Genomic DNA, 23,998 nt, shown 5'->3' with positions numbered 1-23,998 from the left:
AACGAAGCGACAATCAGGCCTCGGCCGCAGGTCATCAGTATGGCCGCTATCCACCGGACCAGCCTCCGCACAGCTCTGCTTGGGCCACTGCACGACAGCTACTGCCCCGTGCATATCGGCGACGTGCGTAAGTTACTGGAGAAGCACGACGGCGATTATGACGCCGTGCTGCTGGATGTCGACACTCCTCTCGTATAACAGCACGGCTACGGGGCTGTATGGAACGCAGCGTAATTCAGTTCCTAGCAGCCGCTTCTTAGCACTTTTTTACAGGACATTTTTTAACTTCAATTTATACGCTTCTATTTTGTCTTCTGAGTCGCCTACAGAAAACTTAATAGCTTTTTGATAACTGCTTTTCGCTTCGGCTTTTTTGTTTTGTTGTAGATATAAATTACCCAAGGCGGCATAGATTTCAGCAGAGTCTGGAAATTTTATTAATCCGGTATTTAATAGTAAAAGAGCAGCTTCAGGATTTCCATTTTCCAAGTGAAAATTACTATATTTCACATACCAAAATGCTCTTTTGTAATAGTCTGTAATAAAATCCTTGAACTCTAAATTCAGCTCATTAAATATTGCATAATCACTTTCTTTTAATGCTTGGTTCAATAAGTAATGCTTAGTATCTTCATGAATGTCTTGGCTAATTTGATAACGTTTCCCTCTATTCTTGTAATGCCTTCGTAACGCACTGATCCCTCCGTATTCTTTAAACTCCTTGATTGAATAAAAGCGAATAGGTTCATAGTCGGAAAAATAGAGCTTTAGCCCTTTATTGAAAGCATTAAATGGCGTGGTGTAATGATCGTCAGAATTTGATAAATCAAACCTCCAATTTTGCTGAGGAATGGAGCTTTTCTTAAGTATTTCAGAAAGTTTTTGGTTTGAGTCAAGGGACCAAGTTTCAACATTGCCTAGTGTGTAATAAAAGTAAACGTCAAGAGGGGAGGTGTGCTCTTGTAGAAAACTTTCAACAGCATCAAGCCTTTGTTTTGTAAAATGTGTAGGGCTTGCCAGAAAATAGGCATTAAAAAGATCAGGTTCTGATGCAAAAAATTCGAGAGCAAATCCTCCAGCCATCTCCCACCCAAAATACATTTGCATGTTATTTGTTCGGTATCTGGTGTTTATAAATGGAAATAGTTCTTTTTTGATGAAGTTAATGAATTTAATAGATTGATTATCTAATAAATTCCTGCGTTTTCGACTGTTGGTATTAATTCCAACAACGATAAATTCTGGTGACTTGTCCTGAAATAAAAGGGCCTTTTGATATGCTATTGCTTGCAATGAGTACCTTTGCCCGTCTAAAACATAAAGCACTGGATAGTGTTTCTTTTTTTCACTATAACCATCGGGCAGATAAATACTTATTTCTCTACTTTCTCCAAGGATATTTGATTCAATAGTACTTGAATAGCCAATAACATTTGCTGTTTGGTTTTCATCTTCCCTCGCAAAAGCTTTTCCCGCGCTGGCAAAAAATATTAAAAATATCAATGTTATGAGTTTCAATATACATGCTCTCCTTTGAGTGCTAACGCTTAGCGAAGGGGTTGGCGCTGTGGCGCGAGTTCTGAGCCGCTGAATAGCGCTTCTGGGCGCTCACCGGTGCCGCTATCAACTGCACCTATTGGCTCCAGAAGGGGGAGATTCCTCAGGGACTGAGTCGGAGTTCCAGCTGTGCAAGCGCTCGCGGGATATGCGTACTGCCGATTCGGTGAATAGTTCCGGGTGCCGCTGGATAACCGCCTCAAAGGCGTACTCTTCCAGGCCCATTTCCAGCAGGGCGAAGTAGCCCTGAGTCTCTGTCGGTCGATTGACCGCCCGTTCTACCGCGCCAATGATGCCGTGGCGTTCGATCATCTGCCAGGTGCGGCCAGCCCGTGTTTTCTTGCCGTTGCGCGCACTGATCACTTCCTCGTAGGCATAGACGGCTTCCAGTGCCTCGCGTTCTGCCTCGGTTGTGGCACCGTGGGACTCGGCCTTCAGTTGCAGTGCCCGCTCCCTGGCCTGGGCGGCGAGATCTTCACGGCCGCGCTCGCTGCTGTTGTTGGCAAATACTTCACATTCTTTAACGGTTTTTATTCTTTTGACTCTTTCATCCATTACCTGGATTTCCTTGTGAGTAGGATTGGATCAAACTTTAACACGTCTTTGGTTGAGTAAATTTAATGCAAAAATGTTGATCTGACCCCATTTATTCAAGATTATGAAGGCGTAAGAAATCAGGTTGAAGACTTTTTTGATTTTTATTAACGTAGGCCAGATTAAATATTCTGTCATTCTGGGGTGGTCATGAATCGCTTAATTTTTGTTTTGTGCGGGGCTTTGGGAATACAGCAGGCAAGTGCCCTAGACTGTAAATCAGAGATTGATAAGATTATTCGTTCAGGTGAGCCTTTCGCCTCCCAATTGGCGGAAATTGAGCAGTTGGAGAATCATTGCTCAAATGGTGAATACTATACGTTGGTAAAGGGTCAGTTGCTTGCCAAGAACCGACAATATGCTGAATCTGTCAAATTGCTGAACTCCTTTGGTGAACCTAAGGTTTACCGTGAAGAATTTGCTATTTTGAATGCTAAGGCACATATCATGTTGTCTAAAAACGATGATGCTAAGAATATCCTGAGTCGCTATATCTCCTCTAATGGAAGAAGTCGAAAAGCCCTATTGTTAGTCGGGCAAATTGCATCTTCTGAAGAAGATTATGATCTTGCAATTGATTATTTCGAGCGCGCATTAAGCCTTGGAGAGGAGCCGAAGTCACTACGTGGGCTGGGACTGGCATGGTTTGCAAAGGGTGATTGCGATAAGGCGTTAGATTCCTTTAACAGTGCTCTCCAGCTTGATGAAAAAATGTACGGGGATCTTGGTTTGATGATCGCTGCTTCTCGTTGTTATTCCGAGAGTGGCGAATTTAAGGTTAGTCGAAATATTTTGGGTTTGCTTTTGCAGGCCAATCCAAAAGTGGAAAAGCGCAAAGAGTTTTTAGAGGCAATTCAAAAGCTGCGCGAGGACGTCAAGCACGCCCAAACAGAAAATGACGGATCGACCGATGCGGATCAGCTTAAAGTGAAGAATTGAGCGGTTTATTGATAATTGCCCGCTAAAAATAATGACTGGTTGTTTGGGGCGATTTAATGCCAAAACGTTGTTCTGATCCCATTTATTTCAACGCCTGGATTTTGATCTGATCCACTTGTTATTCTCAATAAAATTATTCCTGGTTGCTGCTTGAGTACAGCGATTGGAAATCCACGCACTGCTTTGAATATATCCCTTCGTCCAGCTTGGTAAAGTGATAGGTTATGTTGTGGGCCGTGACCTTTTCTGGATCAAAGGCAAAAATATCTGACATGCGTAGCCAGGGTCTTCCTGATTCTTTGTCGCAATCGTCTCGATGCTGTCCTTTGCAAAACACAGACTGGTGGAGGTCGGGCGGGCTCTCGAAGCTCTCACACGATTCAGTGTAATCGCAGAGTTCTGCCTGAGGTATGTTAATTATTACGTAGGCGGAAACATCTGCGCAGGGCAGGGTGGCCATCCACGCTTGTGCTGCTGCCGGAAGCCCATTTACTTGATCCTTGCGGTTGATCTTATCCTGTAACCGAGGGGGTGTGTCGCACACGCGCCATCCCTCCCAGCTTAACGAACGTATGCCGGGCCATTCGGACCAGATACATTGATGCTTATCATCTCTTTGAAGCACAGTGTAATTGAAATCTGATTTTGAGAGATTGAAAAAGTAGACGAGGCCTAATTTCTCATTGGAGCCAGCTTTTAAAGTCTGGTTTTCATTGGATATATAGCCATTACCTTGTCGGAGAATACGCCACTCGCTGCCGTCTTCCAGGTCGAACGCAATGGATTTGAAACCCCGTAATAGATCGGGTGTAGACTCCTGAACTTGTACAAATTTTTCTGGATCGATTGAAAACACATATTCCCCAGGGTTTCGAGTAAATCGAGAGGGAACACCCGCCGCATAGTCTACGATGTTGATTTTTTGAGGGGCCAGCGTCTCATTAAAGCAGATAAATTTATACGCTCCTACAGTGATTTTCTTATTGCTTTCCGGATTTCTGGAGGATGCAACTATGCTGCCATCGGAGGTGGTTGGGCTGTAGCAGGCCCAGTCACTGGCAAATGATATAGCCGGTAGTATTAATCCGACTAATATACTGACAATGGCCGGTGCCGCGTATTTTATTGCTATGTAATTACGGATAATCATGGGGTTTTTATTAGAAAATTGCTCAATTAACGGGATCAGAACAGACTTTTGATGCATGTGTACCTTGGATGATTAAATCTAAAAATGGTGATCTGCCAAAAATTATTTTTAATGCCAGAGTTTTGATCTGTCCTCATTTAGTAAAAGTAAGTTCTTTTGGCCGTTAAGTATTTTTGTTATTGGTGAAGTAATATGCAGTTATACTACCAATCATAGTTCCTGCGAAAGCCAGGAATTCAGGGAAGTGAGGATTCCGTGTTAGCGCTAGCGCGAAGATAAAAGCTAACAAGAGTAAAACAATTAATGCAGCCAGCGCGGGCTTTATTCTTTTGTTAATTCTCTCGGTTTTTGGTTCGGCTTGACCTATGCCGTTGCAAGCTGCGCAGGATAGGCCGAAATACGCCTGGTTTTTGCTCAGTTCGTGAGCCTTTGCGCAGGCGTTGCAGCTCGCGCTGTCTTTGCCTGTAGAGCAGGTGCCCGATTCATTGCAGTGCCTGCAGGGGTAAAGATTTGCCTTAATCTCATGCATGTTCTTCAATTCCGGATTTAGCGGGTTTACTCTTTGCCTGGGTCTTGCCGCGTTTCATTCGATAGGCTATCTGGTTGCCGTTCCCCTTCTTCTTCGTGATCTCCAGTTTGTCGTTCAAGCTCTCTAATAGCTGTGAAAACTTAGGGGCGCCGTAAGATCGAGGGTCGAAGTCCGGCATCGATCGCTTCAGGAAACTCCCGGCCGCAGAGGCATTGGCCCAGCCGCTGTCATCCTGGAACTGCTCCCATGCCTTGGTAAGCAGCGGAATCAGTTCTGCGGGGTCATTCAGACTCTTCATCGTCTCTGGTTCCTTCGGTTTTCCCGCTGCCTTGGCTGCGGCCGTCTCGTCGCCACCCAAGTTCTCGGTGAAGATAAAGTCGTCGCAGGAATTGCGGAAGGAAATGGGTGTTTTGCGTTCGCCAACGCCGAATACGAATTTCTCATCCTCTCGCAGGCGGGAGGCCAGTTTGGTGAAGTCGCTGTCGCTGGAAACCAGGGCAAAGGCATCAAAACGGTTGGAATAGAGAAGGTCCATAGCGTCGATGATCATCGATGCATCGGTGGAGTTTTTGCCGGTCGTGTAGGCGAACTGCTGCACCGGCTGGATGGCCAGTTCGTTCAGGGACTTCTTCCAATTCTTCAGGTTTTCACTGGACCAGTCGCCGTAGGCGCGTTTGATCACGATATGCCCGTGTGCGGAAATTTCGTCCAGTATCGCCTTGACCTTCGAGTATTGGGCGTTATCCGCATCGATCAAAACAGCGATTTTCTTATGGTCATCGAGATCTTTCATTGACGTCCTTGCTCTTGTTGTCCCCACCGCTTAATCGACAGCGTTTAGGAGATGTTTTTTTACATGCTGAAATTTTACTTTGGCCCCATTTATTTAAATTGGCTTGCTAGTCTGGTTTTGGCAATACATAGATATCCCTGCTTAAGCCGTCGTTAAACTCTTGCCGCCTGGATTTTTTGCCGCCCAGTTTTTCAACTAAAGCGCGTGCAGCAATATTTTCATCATTCATATAGGTTTCAACTTTGTCCCATTTGAATTCGTTATACGCATGCAATAAGGCCGCTTTAGATGCTTCTGTGGCAATACCCTTTCCACGCCCCTCAGGCATTACCCACCAGGTTAGTTCTCTGGGCCAGTCTCTGCCTTGCCAGTAACCACAGGTGCCAATAAGGCTGTTATCGGATTTCAGCTGGATAACCCAAACGCCAAAACCGAGTAAATACCACGAGCCAAGGTCGGCTTTCAATCTACCCCAAACCTGTTCTCTACCTATGGGGCCGCCATACATCTTTGATGCTTCTGCATCCGTGTAAAACCGCTCATAAACGTCAAAGCTATCTGGGCTGGGCGGGATTAATCTGAGTCGCTCTGTTTCTATTGTTGGTATCATTTTCTTCTAGTCTGCCTAATGCCCACCGTAGGGGCTGTCGAAACGTGCTGTAAGCTGCCTCACAGAGGTCGCACTATTTTTCGGTCGGGGTGTGATAAATGGGGTTGGGTCAATCTTATGGCGTATGTTTGTTTTGGGTGTTTCAGTGCCAAAATGGTGATCTGACCCCCATTTATTATGTTGGCCACCAATAGTGAGTTGGGCCACAGGGAGTAACCAGTCTTTCATCTGCAGTGGTCTCGAGCTGATGGAGATCCTGATTCCAGTGCTGGGACAGGCCTGCAAACGCGGCGTAAGCGGATAGGGCGGCATCCCATTCGTGGTCATTGACTGTTTTGATATCCATTCCCAGGCATTCGCTAGTCATTTGCTCCATATCTGCTTTCAGTACTTCGTAGTTGTACTTCCTGCCGGTCAGGGCGTGGAACAGGACTTTGGGGTGCGTTTCGGTGACTGCCAGCTCCTTGTTGCGAGTGCGCAGGGCGACAAGGACGGCCATGCCGTTGATGCCCATTGAGCCGTACAGGCTGTTGGGGGAGGCGATACTGTGGGTCACCGTTGGGTAGCTCTGCCTGAGCCAGCGGTCCGCAGGGCGCCAGCCGCTTTCACCCGTGGACCAGCAGGTAAAGGTGTCAATGCCAACAGCCTTCAGGTCGCGAATGTTCTCTGCAAAACCCAGGACTTCCTCGGCTGTTTTCAGTGTCTTGATCTGAATGTCGACTAGTTCGCCCTTAACGTAGGTGGCCGCTGCCACACCGTGGGCCCTGTTGCCGCCCGGGTCATAGCCCAGGATTGTGCCGCTGAACTGCGCCTCTGGGTGCTCACCGGTGTCGCTATCCACTGCACCTGTTGGTTCCGGAAGGGGGGATTCCTTAGGGACTGAGTCTGAGTTCCAGCTGTGCAAGCGTTCCCGGGATATGCGTGCTGCCGATTCGGTGAACAGCTCCGGGTGCCGCAGGATAACCGCCTCAAAGGCGTACTCCTCCAGGCCCATTTCCAGCAGGGCGAAGTAACCCTGAGTCTCTGTCGGTCGATTGACCGCCTGCTCCACCGCGCCAATGATGCCGTGGCGTTCGATCATCTGCCAAGTGCGGCCGGCCCGTGTTTTCTTACCATTGCGCGCACTGATCACTTCCTCATAGGCGTAGACGGCTTCCAGTGCCTCGCGTTCTGCCTCGGTCTTGGCGCCGTGGGACTCGGCCTTCAGTTGCAGTGCCCGCTCCCTGGCCTGGGCGGCGAGGTCTTCACGGCCGCGCTCGCTGCAGTTGTTGGCAAATACTTCACATTCTTTAACGGTTCTTATTCTTTTGACTCTGTCATCCATCACCTGGATTTCCTCGTGGGCAGAAGTGCGTCAAATTTTACCATTTCTTTGGTTGAGTAAAATTAATACCAAAATGTTGATCTGGCACCATTTATTCGGACACTTACAGGCAGGGGCTGCTACTGCTACCTCAATGACCACTCTCTGTCGTCTACCGCAACCGTTTGTCCGCTCGCACTGCTCTGCAGGGCCAGTTGGATCAGGCGGATGTTGCAGAGGGCCTGTTCGGCGCTCACCGGGACTTCACCACCCTCGAGAATGGCCCGCGCCAGCTGCTGGAAGTAGTGCTGGTAGCCGCCGGTTTCGGTGGTGACCGTGGTCATGCCGTCGGCCGTGTAAAGCTGGCCATATTGCTCGGGAGTTTCCCGGGCCCAATTTGCGGGTACCGGTAGCCGCCCCGTTTTAAGTCGATCCTCCTGCGGGTCGAGGCCGGACTTCACATAGCTGCCGGCGGTGCCCTGCACCTCGAAGCGCAGGTTCGGCGAAGCGCAAAATGGGCTGCTGCGCAGCACCGCGAGCCGGTCCGGGTAGTGCAGGGTAAGGTGGAAAAAGTCATCGACCTCCGCCTGTGGCCTCAGTGTGCCTACCTGCGCGGTAATGGCCACTGGCAGACCAAACAGGTGCAGTGCCTGGTCGAGCAGGTGCGGCCCGAGGTCGAACAGAATACCGCCGCCTTCTGCCGCAGACTCGCGCCAGCGTTTGCGCACCTCGGGGCGGAAACGGTCGAAATGGCTTTCGAAATAACGCACCGCGCCCAGGTTACCCTCGGCCAGCAACTTCTGTACCGTCAGGAAGTCACCGTCCCAGCGGCGGTTGTGATAAACGCTCAGCACCCGCTGTTGTTGCCGGGCCAGCGCGATCAGCTCCTCGCCGTGTTCGACGCGGGTCACGAACGGCTTTTCCAGCACCACGTGCTTGCCCAGCTGCAGTGCGCGCTTGGCCAGCGCATAGTGCGCGTCGTTGGGAGCGGTGATGATCACCAGGTCGGCATCGCAGTCCGCAAGCATGGCATCCGCATCCGCATACACGGCCACCTCGGGGTGCTGCTGCCGTACCTGTTCGCCCTTCGAGGTGCTGACCGCCGTAAAGCGAAACGGCGGCAGGTTCAGGATAAACGGCAAGTGGAAGGTGGTGGCGGAAAAGCCATAGCCGATGATGGCGGTTTTGATTTCGGTGTTTGTCGGCATGGTAATAAAGTTAAGTCTTGTAAATCCGGGGGCAGTTATTTCGTGTCATGAGGTGCTCAATGGTTTTAGCGCGAAAATGCGCGAAGTCAGCGCATGGCTTGATTTGCTCACAATACTGGGTCAGGCAACCTCTTATTGCATGCATTTGTGTGATGCAATGTTAAAATGTTGATCTGACCCCATTTATTTCGGTGCTAGAGATTAGGATTCTTTTGGAGAAATTTTACGCTGATCCCAATTATTTGCGTTGGTTGGAAAATTATTCTGGCTTTGGCAATACATAGATGTCCCTGCTTAAGCCATCGTTAAACTCTTGTCGCCTGGATTTTGTGCCGCCCAGTTTTTCAACTAAAGCGCGTGCTGCAATATTTTCATCATTCATATAGGTTTCAACTTTATCCCATTTGAATGCGTTATACGCATGCAATAAGGCCGCTTTAGACGCTTCTGTGGCAATACCCTTTCCACGCCCTTCAGGCATTACCCACCAAGTGAGTTCTATAGGCCAGTCTCTTCCTTGCCAGTAACCACAGGTGCCAATAAGGCTGTTATCAGATTTCAGCTGGATAACCCAAACGCCAAAACCGAGTAAATACCACGAGCCAAGATCGGCTTTCAATCTACCCCAAACCTGTTCTCTACTTACGGGGCCGCCATACATCTTTGATGCTTCCGCATCCGTGTAAAACCGCTCATACACGTCAAAGCTGTCTGGGCTGGGCGGGATTAATCTGAGTCGCTCTGCTTCTATCGTTGGTATCATTTACTTCTAGTCTTTCTGGGATCCACTGTAGGGGCAATCGAAATGTAGTGTTGGCTGTCTCGCGGAATCCACGTCATTTTGCGGTCTGAGCGCAATAAATGGGAATGGAGACAACCTTGTGGCGCATGTTTTTTTGGGGTGGTTCAGTACAAAAATGTTGATCTGACCCCAATTATTCATATCTAGGACTCATGGGAAGCTAACTAGATATGCTCTATTACCATTTGGATGTTGATGCAATGACTCCATATCTTGTATCGTGTTAATTTGCACCAAAAGCTCATCTTAGTGCCAAGATTTTACTTTCCCTCAAATTTTTGGTTGCGCATTGATCCCAACTTTTCTTGTAACGCTACTAACTTTTCCAGTCTGTCTGTCGCGCAATCGTAGGCTATAGTTTTACTCTTCATTTCTATATAAAGTTCTTTTAATTGAGTCGTTATCTCCGCAGATAACTCTTCAAATTTTTTTAATATAATTCTTGATTGGCGAACTACCACTCGAGATTTTCGATTTAAATGCATGCGTTTTATGATGTAATTTATCGGTGGCGATTTTGGAGATACTAAGCCTTTATCGTCCACTTCCAAATACTGGTCAATAGAAACTGAAAAATAGTCGATATAACCGATGTTGTTTTCGTAAGTATTTTTACTCTTCGGGTCTGCTGGCCAATCGTCGCTTTTAAATCGGTTGCATTTAGGGCAAGCAAGAACAAGGTTGTGGGGGTGAGATTTCAGCTCTGGGAAATGGGCTTGGGGTCGAAAATGATCCAGTTGCATCCCTTCTCCTCCCATCTCTGTAGCTAAAATGTCGCAATAGACACATCTATGCTGACAGTCTTCTTCAATTTTTTCTCTATTCTTGTTGTAGTCAGAATAAAATACTCCCTTGGAATTGTGATATTCCTCCTCGGGCTTTCTAGTTAAGGATGGAAAGAACATACTATTAATTTTTATCCTTTAATATTTTTAATTCTTCGTGAATTTCATTTAGTAATTTATTCTGCTGTTCTATTTGTGACTCCAGCTCTTGGGTTGGGATTTGTTCATTGAGTAGTGCATTCTTAACTCTGAGAATGTTGAGCTCTTCATATTCCGCTAATTCCTCGGCTGATAGTGATTCATTTATTGATTTAGCTAGTAGGTAGTTGAATCGGTTCGCTCTATTGGTTTTGATATCATTGAAAGTCTCCTGATGTCGCCTCATTCTTTGTGCTAACATCTTTCTTCTATCAGGATCGCCTGCGATTGTTTTGTCTATAACAAACTCTATCTCTCCCGAAAGTGGATCCACATCACCAGCATAGCTAGTCAGTATGTATACGGGTATTTTGCTATCAATTTCTCTAATGGCTTTCGCTAAATCACTACCTGAATATTTAGTTTCACCCGTAAACTGAAGTTTTTCATCTAGAACAAAAGCCGCAGGGCTTTCAAAGTTAAAGAGCTTCTCCCTCATTTCTAAAATTTCTGCACATGGAATTGGTGTAACTATCTCATACTCAAGCCCATAAATTCGCTTAAGAGTGTTAGAGAAGGTTTTCCTAGCATCTTCTTGATCTTCTATGTAGATAATTTGATTGTTCATAATTAAGAGGCTGGCAATTTGAAGGTAAACTCAGCTCCGCCTATTGAGCTTGTTGCTGTGGCTGAAACTTCACCGGAGTTATGTTCTTCTATATGGTTTTTTATGATGGATAGTCCCATACCTGTTCCGATTATGTTCCCATGTTGATCCCTTTTATTGCTATTCATAGGCAGGAAAATTTGTTCTTCTGTCCCTGCTTCGAGGCCTAAACCTGAATCTCTAAATTTAATCTCGATAACTTTTTTATCTATAGTTCCAAAGTCGACTTGAATTAGCCTATTTTTCTTTGGGGTATTTTCCATTGCCCAAATCGAATTCGTAATCAAGTTTATAGCAATGCTTTCCCAGTCAATCTCAAAAGCATGAACGTTTACGTCGTTTCTTGAAATGTTTTCATATGATAATTCGTATTCTATTCCCGTGGCTTTAAATGTATCCTCCATTAGAGAAAATACATATTCAAAAACCTTTGGAATGTTTATTTTCTTTCTTTTTCTCTTGTCTGGCTTGATATTACTTAAAGTTAGCTGAGAGAACCGTTCGATATATTTTATGTTCTTTCTTATTATTTCAGAAAGTTTTTGGCATTCTGGAAAATCCAATTGTGAGCCAGATTTTTGAGCATCAGTTATTATATCTTCAATCTCTAGGGCGTTGGCAGACGCTTGACTGGTGTGTTGTCTGATTTCGTGGCCAAAACACACAGTTAATATTCCAAGAGAAGCAAGATTCGATAGCGTATCTTTTTGTTCTTGCAGTTGCCTCTTTTCTTGCTGTAGTGCAAGAAAGAGTTGTTTTTGCGATTCTTCAGCTTTTTTCTGCGCCTTTTCAAATTCGACAATTCGTTTTTGTATTAGATGTCTTTGACGCTCCTTCTTTTTTTTGCTGGATTTTCCTGCATTTGGTCTAATTAGAGTTGATAAGTTGTTTGCTGCTTGAATCGCCTCGCTATTCGACTGCTCAAGATCTATTTCTAAGGATTTTGGAAGTTCGTTGAATTCTTCTTCCTTGGCATCTTTATGTGCCAATGCTTCAAAATTATTTATTATTTTTAAAACAAATGTCCGTAGTTGAAAAAAGGCTCTATTTTCAACAATGCCTTCTCGATTAGCTTGATCGTTTAAGATCGAATTTTCATCCCTAGATATTAATATTGCACCTAATAATTGATTGGGGCCTACTCTCCATCCTTCCCTTGAAATTGCAGCAGGGTTTGAAGCTTTTCGATAGCCTAAGTCAAGCCAGTCCCCCTTTCCTGACGGTTCTCCATACGGTCTGACTCGAAACTGATCTCGATATATTCGAACCCCTCGGTTTAAATGCATAAAGCGTCGAAAATCTTTTGTTTTTAGTTTGACTTGTTTTAAAACATCCGTATCTTGAGGAATGTAATAAATTCTCAGCTCTAAAGGGCCAAATGAGGGAGTTTCTCCAGCCCCCTTTATCCATTTTTGCCAAGGGATTTTTTCATGTTTTTTTTCTATTTTTTTAGTTCTGTTTACATATTTTTCAGATACATTTCCTTCACTATCTATTTCTACTAAAACCTCCCATTTTGCTAGGTTTAGAAATTCTTCAGAGGCCAGTTTTTTTAAGTGCTTTTCTTCTCCCGTTTTTTGAGAACTTAAATTAATTGAGAAGTCATTTTTTGAATAGAAGGGGGATATAAGAAGTCTTAGCTCGTTTTCTAAAGAGTCAAGGAGTGTTTCGTGCCACTTGTCTTTTAAGCCGACCAGAAGCATTCTGGTGCCCTTGTCTGACTTTTTTAGAAAAACCTGGCCATATTTATCCTTAATCGGCAAACTTACTTTATAAATTTCATGCTGTATATCTGATAGCTTGCTATCGGTGTTTTCGTAGCTATTCCAGTTAATTACTAACTGTATCGCATGATCCATATTTTCTGTTTTCGTGTAAAGAATTAGCTTTTTGCAAAGCCGATCAATACCTAACCTCCCTAAACCTTTGGCCCCGGTAAGAATTCGAGTTTTACTCCGGGTATGCTTTTTCGTGGATTTATTATTTGTACCTACTGTTAACCATTTATCAACAAGATCGGCTAAATTCATGCCATCACCATCATCACTAATTGCTAGTGTGGAGACAGCACTTTCACGTAAATAAAAAGCAATATCTACATTTTTTGCATCCGCATCATAAGAGTTTTTTATGAGTTCCGAAATTGCTACGGTAGAGCTAGAAATACTCTCTCTACCTAACTGTAAGGTAACTCGTGCTGAAAATTCGAATGGTTGCTTGTCAATTAATTCCCTTTTCATTAGTTATTCCTTGAGGGGAAAGTAGGGTATTTGTTTGACGGCTTCGACAGTTAAATGCCGACACCTAATTCTTTTGTTTAAATATTCATTTGTCGATTTTGATTTAAGTACTTTTAGAAGTTTCTTGCAATCTTTAAGAGTTTTACTGTGTGGTTTAATTATTATCAAGTGATTTTCGACAGCTACGGGTTCATTCCCTCTTATGATAGAAGCCGCTGCCCTATACCGATCATCCGGTCTAGAATTTCTTCGTATTACTACAAAAGGAGGGTCTATGGCAGTTCCAGAGAAAAGTCTTCTTTCTGGAAATTCTTTAATTATTGACCAGAGAGGAACGTTCTTTGAATGAATGAAGGGTCTATCAACGCCAATTTCCGGATCGCGATAGGCGACTAGTCTCCCGACCGAAACTTCAAAATTGGTTGAAATTACATCTTCATGATGCAAGGAGCTAGTACCCCAATCAATAGTTTTGCTTGTTCCCCCTGTTTTTCCAAACAAGATGAAAACATCAACATCCGTTTTAGAATTAAATCTACCAATTACTTTTGTATGGCCGGATATCGTGCTGTGACAAAATGCTCTCCATTTATGGTATCTAGTTCCAGACCTAAGAACTTCCGGCAAAATAGAGCTTAAATCTGATCCTTGGGGAAGTATTTTTAAATAATGCGCTAGTATTACTGCTGAAGCATTAACCTTTCCTGTCTTCCAAAGACCTTTTAAGGTGGGTTTTTGTAGTGTGAAAGGAGGGTTTAATATGGTATGTGTTATTTGAATTAATTCTTCTCTATCGGTCTCTAAAGCATCACGAACAATTATGTTGGGCAGTAATTTCAACGCCTTATTGATATTGCAGTCAATTTGGCAGCCTCTATTGTTGATGGCTTCTAGAATAATTCTTAGTTTGCATGCGTCAATGAAAGTTGGATAAAGGTCGTAGCCATGCAAGACCTTTCCCCATATCATTAGTGTTTTTGTAAGGCTTTTATATGCAGGTAGTTTTCTAGAGCATGCAATAAGCAAGTTGCCTGCACCACAAGTTGGATCAAGAATTCTGGAATTTTTATTGATTTTTCTCTTAAAGAGACCTACCAAGGTTTGAGCTAGCTCATCACCTGTAAAAAAAGTTCCAGATTTCCTCATGTCTTCGATACTGAGAACTTTTCTTAGTGTATTGTCTATTTCATCAAGACTAGTGTTGTAATCTACTACATTTTTGCTATTGCTTTTTCGGGTAGACTTATATGCGATTCGTAGGTTTTGATTATGCTCTGCAAGCTCGATCATACTTGTTTTTCATTCGTATTTAATTTACTTCTGCGAAGCGTTTTATACCATAATGTAATAGTTTTACGCCATCTTCACTGGTTGATGGAGAGCTTCTAACTTATAGGTGAGTAGATATAGCTCCCCCTAAAGGGGGTTAGTCATTTATTGGTGCTCAGAGAAGAGAATTTTTGCGATGGATGATTAACGTATATTCATTGAATTAGGGTGCCGCTTTAGCATGGAAAATAGAGCTAGCGTTCTTAAAAATAAAATTAAGGTAATGCGAAGTATCTTGGTGACACCCTATTCGTTTATTTGCTGCAGTTGTTAGAAGGTTGTACGGTATATTCCGAATATACGTGCATTATTCAGGTTATAATCAAGAACTTCCTATCTAGTAGCGTCGGTAGATATTTCTTCAGTTACTTTTATCTTTTATCTTGCGCACCTTCTCTCATGTTTGACTTATATTTGAAGGCTTAAAAAAAGCGGGCTTGCGCCCGCTTTCAATACCTCTCTTCCTGTGAGCGACTACTTTGTTGTAGTTGTCCTTTTGCTACCTGTCGGTATTCATCCTGTTACCACTGCAGCGCACCACCGGTCTGGTATTCGATTACCCGCGTCTCGAAGAAGTTCTTCTCCTTACGCAGGTCCATGATCTCGGACATCCAGGGGAAGGGGTTCTGGGCGCCCGGGAACTGTTCTTTCAGGCCCAGCTGGCTCAGGCGGCGGTTGGCGATGAAATGGAGGTATTCCTCCATCATCGATGCATTCATGCCGAGCACGCCGCGGGGCATGGTGTCGCGGGCGTAGGCCACTTCCAGTTCCATGCCTTCCAGGATCATCTGGGTCACCTCCTGCTGGAACTCTGCGGTCCACAGGTGTGGGTTTTCCAGCTTGATCTGGTTGATGACGTCGATGCCGAAGTTCAGGTGCATGGACTCGTCGCGCAGGATGTACTGGAACTGCTCGGCCACGCCGGTCATCTTGTTGCGGCGGCCCATGGACAGGATCTGGGTAAAGCCGCAGTAGAAGAAGATGCCCTCGGTCACCGCGTAGAAGGCGATCAGGTTGCGCAGCAGCTCCTGGTCGGTTTCCGGGGTGCCGGTCTTGAAGTTGGGATCGCCGATGGACTGGGTGTGCGACAGGCTCCAGGCGGCTTTCTTGGCGACGCTGGGCACTTCGCGGTACATGTTGAACACTTCACCTTCGTCCATGCCCAGGGACTCCACGCAGTACTGGTAGGCGTGGGTGTGGATGGCTTCCTCGAAGGACTGGCGCAGGATGTACTGGCGGCACTCCGGGTTGGTGATGTGGCGGTAGATGGCCAGCACCAGGTTGTTGGCTACCAGGGAGTCGGCGGTGGAGAAGTAACCCAGGGAGTATTCCACGATGCGACGTTCGTCCGCGGTCAGACCTTCGGGGTCTTTCCACATGGACACGTCTTTGTTCATGTTGACTTCTTGGGGCATCCAGTGGTTGGCACAGCCATCCAGGTATTTCTGCCAGGCCCAGTCGTACTTGAACGGTACCAGCTGGTTCAGGTCGGCGCGGCAGTTGATGATGCGCTTTTCGTCCACCTGGATACGGGCGGCGCCCATTTCCAGTTCTTCCAGACCCGGTGCCGGGTCCAGGTCGGCTACGGCGGCCCGTGCAGCTTCGACCGCGGAAGATCCCGCAGGTGCTGCGTTGGATTGGGCCGCGGGCGACGCCGGAGCGCTGTGCGCCTCGTAAGAGGCACTTTGTTCGGCTACTTCTGGCTTCAGCGTTTCCGGCGCCGGTCGCGGTTCGGTGGCTTTCTTCGGTTGTGACGGTTGTTCGAAATCGTCCCAGCTCAGCATAGTTTGACCTTTGATCCGTCTCTTCTTTGTGTGTTCAATAATTCGTCAATTTTTTCCGGGTTTCCAAGTGGAAACCGGAGCAGGGCAGGCGCTTTCAGGTCGCCGCCGACTCCCGGTCCGCAATTCCCCGCCTTCCCCCAAGAAGGGCGGGGTGGACCGGGGTCGGTGCGATTGGTCTTGGCCGCTGGTGCGGTTGCGACGCTCTCCCCCGAGAGTTCTTTCTATCGTTCCTTGCCCCTCGCCCGCAGGCGAGGAGAGGGCACTGCTTACTGGCAGGCCTCGCAGTCCGGGTCGTCCAGGGAGCAGGCCTTGGGCACTGCGGCCGGGGCCGGCTCCTGTTGAACCGAGGCTTGTGGCGCTGCAGCCGGTGCTGCTGCTGCGGCGCCGTTGCCTGCACCACTGCTCACTGCGTTCAGGGTGCCGCCGTTCACGGTGGATTTCTCCGTGCTGGTGGCGGCCAGGGCGCGCAAGTAGTAGGTGGTCTTCAGGCCGCGGTACCACGCCATGCGGTAGGTCAGGTCCAGTTTCTTGCCGTCGGCGCCGGCGATGTACAGGTTCAGCGACTGCGCCTGGTCGATCCACTTCTGGCGACGGCTGGCGGCGTCGACGATCCAGCGCGGCTCTACCTCGAACGCGGTGGCGTACTTGGCTTTCAGGTCCGCCGGGATGCGGTCGATCTTCTGTACCGAGCCCTCGTAGTACTTCAGGTCGTTGACCATGACCTTGTCCCACAGGCCGCGGGCTTTCAGGTCGTGTACCAGGTAGGGGTTCACCACGGTGAATTCGCCGGACAGGTTCGATTTCACGTACAGGTTCTGGTACGTGGGCTCGATGGACTGGGAAACCCCGGTGATGTTGGCAATGGTCGCGGTCGGTGCGATCGCCATCACGTTGGAGTTGCGCATGCCCTGTTTTTTCACTTTCGCGCGCAGGCCGTCCCAGTCCAGCGTGCTGCTGGTGTCCTGTTCGATGAACTGCTCGCCGCGGTTCTCCGCCAGGATCTGGATGCTGTCCAGTGGCAGGATGCCCTTGCTCCACAGGGAGCCCTTGTAGCTCTGGTACTGGCCGCGCTCTTTGGCCAGGTCACTGGACGCGGAGATGGCCTGGTAGCTGATCGCCTCCATGGAGGTATCGGCAAAGGCAACCGCCTCGTCGCTGGCGTAGGAGATGCCGGCCTTGTACAGCGCGTCCTGGAAGCCCATCAGGCCGAGGCCCACCGGGCGGTGACGCATGTTGGACTGGCGCGCGGTTTCCACGGAGTAGTAGTTGATGTCGATCACGTTATCGAGCATGCGCACCGCGGTCTTGACGGTCTTGGCCAGTTTTTCCTGGTCGAGCTTGCCGTCTTCACCGATGTGCTGGGCCAGGTTCACGGAACCCAGGTTGCACACGGCGATTTCTTCATTCGCCTTGGTGTTCAGGGTGATCTCGGTGCACAGGTTGGAGCTGTGAACCACACCGGCGTGCTGCTGCGGGCTGCGCAGGTTGCAGCTGTCCTTGAAGGTGATCCACGGGTGGCCGGTTTCAAACAGCATGCCCAGCATCTTGCGCCACAGGTCCAGCGCGCGCACTTTCTTGTGCAGCTTCAGCTTGCCTTCGGCGGCCATTTTTTCGTAGTGCTCGTAGCGCTCTTCAAATGCACGGCCGAACAGGTCGTGCAGGTCCGGGCAGTCCGCCGGGGAGAAGAGGGTCCACTCCTTGTCTTCAAACACGCGCTTCATGAACAGGTCCGGCACCCAGTTGGCGGTGTTCATGTCGTGGGTGCGGCGGCGGTCGTCGCCGGTGTTCTTGCGCAGCTCGAGGAATTCCTCGGTGTCCAGGTGCCAGGTTTCCAGGTAGGCACACACGGCGCCTTTGCGCTTGCCGCCCTGGTTCACAGCGACCGCGGTGTCGTTGGCCACTTTCAGGAAGGGCACAACACCCTGGGACTTGCCGTTGGTGCCTTTGATGTAGGAACCCAGTGAACGCACCGGCGTCCAGTCGTTACCCAGGCCGCCGGCCCACTTGGACAGCATGGCGTTGTCCTGGATGGCGCCGTAGATGCCGTGCAGGTCGTCAGGCACCGTGGTCAGGTAGCAGGAGGACAGCTGCGGGCGCAGAGTGCCGGCGTTGAACAGGGTCGGCGTGGAGCTCATGTAGTCGAAGGAGCTCAGCAGGTTGTAGAACTCGATCGCGCGCTCGTTCTTGTTCTCTTCGTTGTTGGCGAGGCCCATGGCGACGCGCATGAAGAAAATCTGCGGCAGCTCGAAACGGATGTCGTTGCTGTGCAGAAAGTAGCGGTCGTACAGGGTCTGCAGGCCGAGGTAGGTGAACTGGTGATCGCGCTCGCCCTTGATGGAGGCGCCGAGCTTTTCCAGGTCGAAGGTGGCCAGGGCCGGGTCGAGCAGTTCCAGCTCGATGCCTTTTTCTACGTAGGCGGCGAGGGTCTTGCCGTACAGGGCTTCCATCTCGTGCTGGGTGGCGGCGTCGGCCACGCCGAGGAAGCGCAGGGCTTCACTGCGCAGCTTGTCCAGCAGCAGACACGCGGTGGCGTAGGTGTAGTTGGGTTCCTGCTCGACCATGGTGCGCGCGGTGATCACCAGCGCGGTGTTGATGTCGTCTTCGGAGACGCCGTCGTACAGGTTTTTCAGCGCTTCGGCGAGAATGGCTTCGCCGTTCACGTCGGTCAGGCCTTCACAGGCTTCGCTGACGATGGTGCGCAGGCGCTCCATGTCCAGCGGGATCATGGAACCGTCTTCCATTTTCACGCGGATGCTCGGGTGGGCATCGGCGGGCACTGTGGCGGCCGGTTGCTGCTGTTCTTTCTCGGCGCGCAGGCGGGCGTGCTCCTCACGGTAGAGCACGTAGTCGCGGGCGACCTTTTGTTCGCCAGTGCGCATCAGGGCCAGCTCGACCTGGTCCTGGATTTCCTCGATGTGGATGGTGCCACCGGAGGGCATGCGGCGCTGGAAGGTGGCGCTGATCTGGGAGACCAGTTCCTTCACCTGCTCGTGAATGCGGCTGGACGCTGCGGCGGTGCCGCCCTCGACGGCGAGGAACGCCTTGGTGACAGCCACAGAGATCTTGCTGTCGTCGTAGGGCACAACGGTGCCATTGCGCTTGATCACGCGAATCTGACCCGGCGCGGTGGCCGCTAGGGTCGTAGTGCTGCCGGACTTGTCCCCGGAAGTGCCCGCTTTTTCAGTGGACACGGATTGAGAGCGCCCTGTCTCTGTGTGCATGAATTTCTCCGCAAGATTTTTACTGTTTTTTCCCACACCAGTTCGCGTGAACGGCGTCCCCTCGAAAGAGTAACCCTGTGTGGAACGTGTCCGTCGTCTCTCCCACTTTCCCCCGCTTGGCACGCCCGGAAACGGCGCGAACCGGAGTGGGAAAACAGGCCGCTTTGTCGTCGGTCCGCGCGCCCTCGGTGTCGGGGGCGGGTGCGGGCCTTCGAGTGCCTGCGGCGGACAGTCCGTTCCGCCTGTACCTCTGATTTGTTCGCTGACTGTTGGCGTTGCCATCTCCTTTCCGGAGCGGCACGCCGAGTCGGAATTCACCCCGTCGGCTTGGGGTAGGGTCGGGGCCAAAACCCAATATGTTGGGGTGGCTGCTCGACTGAGCAACAAGATAATGCGGTAGGGGGCCTATTTCAAGGCGAATAACTTTGTGGTTAGTTGTGGATAAATTGTGGGTAGGCGGTGAACGTCAGTAGTCACTTTCGCGCCAGCGCCCGCCGTTACTAGGGGTGGTTAAACGCTGTACAGGGCGGCGGGGTGGGGTGCCGGTTTTAAGAATATTTTTTAATAGTAAGCGCCCGCTAAATTAACCAAGGCAATAACGATTTCGAGTTGTTCAGTCGTTGTGCAAATTGGTACTCGGACGTCCAGTTTCGGGGCGTTTATTTAATTCTTCGGCTGCGCGGCGCTCAAAAAATGATCGCGCCGCCAGTGGCGCACAGTGTGGTGTTTTTTTCCACAATATGCCGGTGCCACCGGCGGTCGCGATCGCGTTTTTTCCGTGCGCGACAGTGCTGGTGAAATTGTGTGCAGTTACGCGCTCTGTTCCTGCAGAAATTCCATCAGCGCCTTCTGCGCGTGCAGGCGGTTTTCCGCCTCGTCCCAGACCACGGAGATGCTGTCGTCCTCGAGCAGTTCGCCGCTCACTTCCTCGCCGCGGTGGGCCGGCAGGCAGTGCATGAACACGGCGCCGCTGTTGGCGAGGCTCATCAGTTCGTGATCGACGAGGAAACCCTCGAAGGCCTTGATGCGGATCTGCTGTTCCGTCTCCTGGCCCATGGAGGCCCAGACATCGGTGGCGACCCAGTCGGCACCGCGCACGGCGTCGGCGGGTTTGCGCACGATGGTGACGCGGTCGCCGGCGGCGGCGAGAATCTGCTCGTCCGGCTCGTAGCCCTCGGGGCACGCGATGCGCAGTTCAAAATCGCACTGGCGCGCGGCGTTGATGTAGGAGTGGCACATATTGTTGCCGTCGCCGACCCAGGCCACGACTTTGCCCGCTGGATTGCCGCGGTGCTCGACGTAGGTCTGGATGTCGGCGAGCAGCTGGCACGGGTGGTAACTGTCGGACAGGGCGTTGATCACCGGCACGCGCGAGTACTCGGCGAAGCGCTCCAGCACGTTGTGGCCGAAGGTGCGGATCATCACCATGTCCACCATGCGCGAGATGACCCGGGCACTGTCCTCGATGGGTTCGCCGCGGCCCAGCTGGGTGTCGCGCGGCGACAGAAACAGGGCGCTGCCGCCCATCTGCGCCATGCCGGCCTCGAAGGAGACGCGGGTGCGCGTGGAGGACTTCTCGAAAATCATGCCGAGCACCTTGTCGCGGAAAGGCTCGGTGGCAATGCCCTGGTTGCGCAGTGCCTTCAGCTCGATCGCGCGCTCGATCACGCTGGACAGTTCTTCTTTGGACAGGTCGAGCAGGGTGAGAAAGTGTCTGGTAGCCATAAATCGTTCCCTCTAAGCAGTCAGGCCGCGCACTGGGTAAATTGTTGAATCAGTGTGCTGACGGTGTCGGCAATGCGGCCGCATTCCTCGTCACTCAGTGTCAGCGGCGGCAGCAGGCGCACAACATTGCCTGCGGTCACGTTGATAAGCAAGTCGTGGGCGCGGGCCTGTTCCACCAGGTCGCCGCAGGGGCGATCCAGTTCGATACCCACCAGCAGGCCCAGGCCGCGGATTTCTTTGACGGTGGCGCAGCCGTCGAGGTGTGCGCGCAGCTGCGCCAGCAACAATTCGCCGAGGGCAGCGGCGCGCTCGATCAGCCACTCCCGCTCCAGGGTTTCCAGCACGGCGAGGCCGGCGCGGCAGGCCAGCGGGTTGCCGCCGAAAGTGGAGCCGTGGCTGCCGGCGGTAAACAATTCCGCGGCTTTGCCGCGGGCCAGGCAGGCGCCGATGGGCACGCCGTTGCCGAGTCCCTTGGCAGTGGTGACCACGTCCGGCAACAGTCCGTCGCTGTGCTGGTAGGCGAACAGCTTGCCGCTGCGGCCGTTGGCGGTCTGGATCTCGTCGAGCATCAGCAGCCAGTCGTGGTGGTCGCACAGTGCGCGCAGTCGCTGCAGGTAATCGGGTGCGGGCACGCGGATGCCGCCCTCGCCCTGTACCGGTTCCACCAGTACCGCGACGATATCGTCATGGGTGGCGGCGAGTTTTTCCACGGCGGCCACATCATTGAAGGGCACGCGCAGGAATCCCTCGGGCAGCGGCGCGAACCCCTGCTGCACTTTTTCGTTGCCGGTGGCGGTGAGGGTGGCGAGGGTGCGGCCGTGGAAGGCTCCCTCCATTACCACGATGCGCGGCACGGCGTGGCCGCGCTCGTTGCCGAGCTTGCGCGCCAGCTTGATCGCCGCCTCGTTGGCTTCGGCACCGGAATTGGAGAAGAAGACGTTGTCCATGCCGGACTGCGCCACCAGCTTCTCCGCCAGCTGCTCCTGTGCGGGAATGTTGTACAGGTTGGAAACGTGCAGCAGCGTGCCGGCCTGGTCCTGCAGCGCCTCGGTGACGGCCGGGTGGCAGTGGCCGAGGCCGCAGACGGCGATGCCGGACAGGGCGTCGAGGTATCGTCGGCCGGTGTCGTCCCACACATAGTTGCCTTCGCCCCTGACCAGCGTCAGGGTCCTGTTGCCGTAGTTCTGCATGAGTGCGGGATTGGCCACGTTGCGATCTCCTCTGGTGGCGGGCCTGAAAACCGGGTTTCCGCAGAAAATGCGGCATTGGTGCCGCCGCTCCGCAGTTTCCCCGGGAAAGCCGGCAATACTAGCATATAGAGAGTGTCGCGCTAGCCATCCGTGCGGCCTTTTGGCCTTTTTCGTACGGGGCACCACACTAGGGTACAATGCCGGCCAGCGCGCAGCAGCCCGCCGCGCCGGCACCGCGCCACCACTCAATGCAAGGTTTACTACCCGAGGTTAGTCATCCCTATGGAAACACTGGAGAACATCAAGCAGCAGATCGCCGACAACGCCATCCTGCTCTATATGAAAGGTAGCCCCAACGCCCCGCAATGCGGCTTTTCCATGCGCGCTTCCCAGGCGCTGATGGCCTGCGGCAAGCGCTTCGCCTATGTGGACATTCTGGCTAACCCGGATATCCGCGCCGAGCTGCCCAAGTACGCCAACTGGCCGACCTTCCCGCAACTGTGGGTGAAAGGTGAGCTGATCGGCGGCTGTGACATCATCATGGAGATGTACGAAAACGGCGAGCTGAAGACCCTGGTCGAAGAGGCTGCGGCCGAGAGCGAAGGCGGCGAGTAAGTTCCGCTTTGCTCTGTATCGGTGTCGCGGGTGTGACGCCGATACAAAGACCAATAAAAAAGCCGCGGCAATTGCCGCGGCTTTTTTATTGGATGCTGTCCGGGGAAATTTGCTACGAGGCGCTTTCCATCTGCGTCTGCAGGTAATTCTGGATACCCACCTTTTCGATCAGTTCCAGCTGGGTCTCCAGCCAGTCGACGTGTTCCTCTTCGGAGTCGAGGATTTTTTCCAGCAGTTCGCGGCTGCCGTAGTCGCGCACGGATTCGCAGTACTCGATACCGTCGCGCAAATCGGGGATCGCCTTGGATTCCAGTTTCAGGTCGCACTTGAGCATTTCCTCGGTGTTTTCACCGATCAGTAGTTTGCCCAGGTGCTGCAGGTTGGGGATGCCCTCGAGAAACAGGATGCGCTCGATCAGCCAGTCGGCGTGCTTCATTTCATCGATGGACTCGTCATACTCATGCTTGCCCAGCGCTTTGAGGCCCCAGTTGTCGTACATGCGGGCGTGCAGGAAGTACTGGTTGATTGCTACCAGTTCATTGCCCAGTACCTTGTTCAGATGTTCGATAACCTTGGGGTCGCCTTTCATAGCTGTCGCTCCTGTGACTCTGCAAAAAAGTAATGCTGCAGAGAGTTCCTGATATCGGGAAAGTGTTATTTGAACCGCACCAGTGTTTTGAATCTTAGTGTTAACTGCCACTGGCTACGCAATTGCGGTCGAGTTTGCGTGGCTGTCATAGGCAAGTCAAGCGCATTGGCCGACTTTACTTTGCGGCGTGCGGGAGCAATAAATAACGGAAAATCGGCCAAAAAAACCAA

General features: G+C 50.7%; 21 protein-coding genes. 3 read left to right on the top strand and 18 right to left on the bottom strand.

Going from position 1 to position 23,998, the window contains the following annotated elements:
* Positions 1–39: 39 nt before the first annotated feature.
* Positions 40–198 (top strand): hypothetical protein, encoded by a 159-nt coding sequence (locus IG168_RS00685; RefSeq protein ID WP_193161219.1) that lies wholly within the window; start codon positions 40–42, stop codon positions 196–198.
* A 69-nt stretch (positions 199–267) separates the two neighbouring features.
* Here the strand turns inward: IG168_RS00685 and IG168_RS00680 are convergent, their stop codons facing one another.
* Entirely contained in the window at positions 268–1,518 is a 1,251-nt protein-coding gene (locus tag IG168_RS00680) for an alpha/beta hydrolase-fold protein (protein WP_226876388.1), read from the bottom strand.
* Between the two features lie 105 nt (positions 1,519–1,623).
* The gene (locus tag IG168_RS00675; RefSeq protein WP_193161218.1) at positions 1,624–2,112 is read right to left on the bottom strand and encodes a hypothetical protein; all 489 of its coding nucleotides are present in this window, start codon (positions 2,110–2,112) and stop codon (positions 1,624–1,626) included.
* A 189-nt stretch (positions 2,113–2,301) separates the two neighbouring features.
* Between IG168_RS00675 and IG168_RS00670 the strand changes: the two genes are divergently transcribed.
* The gene (locus IG168_RS00670; RefSeq protein ID WP_193161217.1) at positions 2,302–3,090 is read left to right on the top strand and encodes a tetratricopeptide repeat protein; all 789 of its coding nucleotides are present in this window, start codon (positions 2,302–2,304) and stop codon (positions 3,088–3,090) included.
* A gap of 133 nt (positions 3,091–3,223) precedes the next feature.
* Here the strand turns inward: IG168_RS00670 and IG168_RS00665 are convergent, their stop codons facing one another.
* The 15 genes from IG168_RS00665 to IG168_RS00595 form a co-directional block, all read right to left on the bottom strand.
* Positions 3,224–4,297 (bottom strand): hypothetical protein, encoded by a 1,074-nt coding sequence (locus IG168_RS00665; protein ID WP_193161216.1) that lies wholly within the window; start codon positions 4,295–4,297, stop codon positions 3,224–3,226.
* A 106-nt stretch (positions 4,298–4,403) separates the two neighbouring features.
* On the bottom strand, positions 4,404–4,769 hold the full coding sequence (locus tag IG168_RS00660) for a molecular chaperone DnaJ (protein ID WP_193161215.1): 366 nt from the start codon (positions 4,767–4,769) through the stop codon (positions 4,404–4,406).
* On the bottom strand, positions 4,762–5,562 hold the full coding sequence (locus tag IG168_RS00655) for an NYN domain-containing protein (RefSeq protein ID WP_193161214.1): 801 nt from the start codon (positions 5,560–5,562) through the stop codon (positions 4,762–4,764). The genes IG168_RS00660 and IG168_RS00655 overlap by 8 nt, the downstream gene beginning before the upstream one ends.
* A gap of 106 nt (positions 5,563–5,668) precedes the next feature.
* Positions 5,669–6,172: a GNAT family N-acetyltransferase gene (locus tag IG168_RS00650; RefSeq protein WP_193161213.1), complete on the bottom strand. Its 504-nt coding sequence runs from the start codon at positions 6,170–6,172 to the stop codon at positions 5,669–5,671.
* A 175-nt stretch (positions 6,173–6,347) separates the two neighbouring features.
* Positions 6,348–7,496: a DUF429 domain-containing protein gene (locus tag IG168_RS00645; RefSeq protein ID WP_193161212.1), complete on the bottom strand. Its 1,149-nt coding sequence runs from the start codon at positions 7,494–7,496 to the stop codon at positions 6,348–6,350.
* A 125-nt stretch (positions 7,497–7,621) separates the two neighbouring features.
* Positions 7,622–8,683: an oxidoreductase gene (locus IG168_RS00640; RefSeq protein ID WP_193161211.1), complete on the bottom strand. Its 1,062-nt coding sequence runs from the start codon at positions 8,681–8,683 to the stop codon at positions 7,622–7,624.
* A 259-nt stretch (positions 8,684–8,942) separates the two neighbouring features.
* The gene (locus IG168_RS00635; protein WP_193161210.1) at positions 8,943–9,446 is read right to left on the bottom strand and encodes a GNAT family N-acetyltransferase; all 504 of its coding nucleotides are present in this window, start codon (positions 9,444–9,446) and stop codon (positions 8,943–8,945) included.
* Between the two features lie 299 nt (positions 9,447–9,745).
* Positions 9,746–10,390, bottom strand: coding sequence for an HNH endonuclease (locus IG168_RS00630; RefSeq protein ID WP_193161209.1), 645 nt, complete (start codon positions 10,388–10,390; stop codon positions 9,746–9,748).
* 4 nt (positions 10,391–10,394) lie between these two features.
* Complete coding sequence (locus tag IG168_RS00625; protein ID WP_193161208.1) at positions 10,395–11,036, bottom strand: hypothetical protein; 642 nt, start codon at positions 11,034–11,036, stop codon at positions 10,395–10,397.
* Positions 11,037–11,038: 2 nt separating this feature from the next.
* Complete coding sequence (locus IG168_RS00620; protein WP_193161207.1) at positions 11,039–13,315, bottom strand: sensor histidine kinase; 2,277 nt, start codon at positions 13,313–13,315, stop codon at positions 11,039–11,041.
* Positions 13,316–13,318: 3 nt separating this feature from the next.
* Positions 13,319–14,605, bottom strand: a complete 1,287-nt coding sequence (locus IG168_RS00615; protein WP_193161206.1) for an N-6 DNA methylase — start codon at positions 14,603–14,605, stop codon at positions 13,319–13,321.
* A 560-nt stretch (positions 14,606–15,165) separates the two neighbouring features.
* Positions 15,166–16,428 carry a ribonucleotide-diphosphate reductase subunit beta gene (locus tag IG168_RS00610; RefSeq protein WP_193161205.1) on the bottom strand — a complete coding sequence of 421 codons (1,263 nt, stop codon included), beginning with the start codon at positions 16,426–16,428 and terminating at the stop codon, positions 15,166–15,168.
* Positions 16,429–16,694: 266 nt separating this feature from the next.
* On the bottom strand, positions 16,695–19,649 hold the full coding sequence (locus IG168_RS00605; protein WP_193161204.1) for a ribonucleoside-diphosphate reductase subunit alpha: 2,955 nt from the start codon (positions 19,647–19,649) through the stop codon (positions 16,695–16,697).
* Positions 19,650–20,459: 810 nt separating this feature from the next.
* Positions 20,460–21,374, bottom strand: coding sequence for an ornithine carbamoyltransferase (argF, locus tag IG168_RS00600; protein WP_193161203.1), 915 nt, complete (start codon positions 21,372–21,374; stop codon positions 20,460–20,462).
* Positions 21,375–21,394: 20 nt separating this feature from the next.
* Positions 21,395–22,582, bottom strand: coding sequence for an aspartate aminotransferase family protein (locus tag IG168_RS00595; RefSeq protein WP_193161202.1), 1,188 nt, complete (start codon positions 22,580–22,582; stop codon positions 21,395–21,397).
* Positions 22,583–22,846: 264 nt separating this feature from the next.
* Here IG168_RS00595 and grxD point away from each other — a divergent pair, with 264 nt between their 5' ends.
* On the top strand, positions 22,847–23,179 hold the full coding sequence (gene grxD, locus IG168_RS00590) for a Grx4 family monothiol glutaredoxin (RefSeq protein WP_193161201.1): 333 nt from the start codon (positions 22,847–22,849) through the stop codon (positions 23,177–23,179).
* A gap of 112 nt (positions 23,180–23,291) precedes the next feature.
* Here the strand turns inward: grxD and bfr are convergent, their stop codons facing one another.
* Positions 23,292–23,768: a bacterioferritin gene (bfr, locus tag IG168_RS00585; RefSeq protein ID WP_193161200.1), complete on the bottom strand. Its 477-nt coding sequence runs from the start codon at positions 23,766–23,768 to the stop codon at positions 23,292–23,294.
* Between the last annotated feature and the right edge of the window lie 230 nt (positions 23,769–23,998).

The organism is Microbulbifer hainanensis (assembly GCF_014904735.1).
Taxonomy (GTDB): Bacteria; Pseudomonadota; Gammaproteobacteria; order Pseudomonadales; family Cellvibrionaceae; genus Microbulbifer; species Microbulbifer hainanensis.
This window is presented reverse-complemented; position numbering and strand designations above follow the sequence as displayed.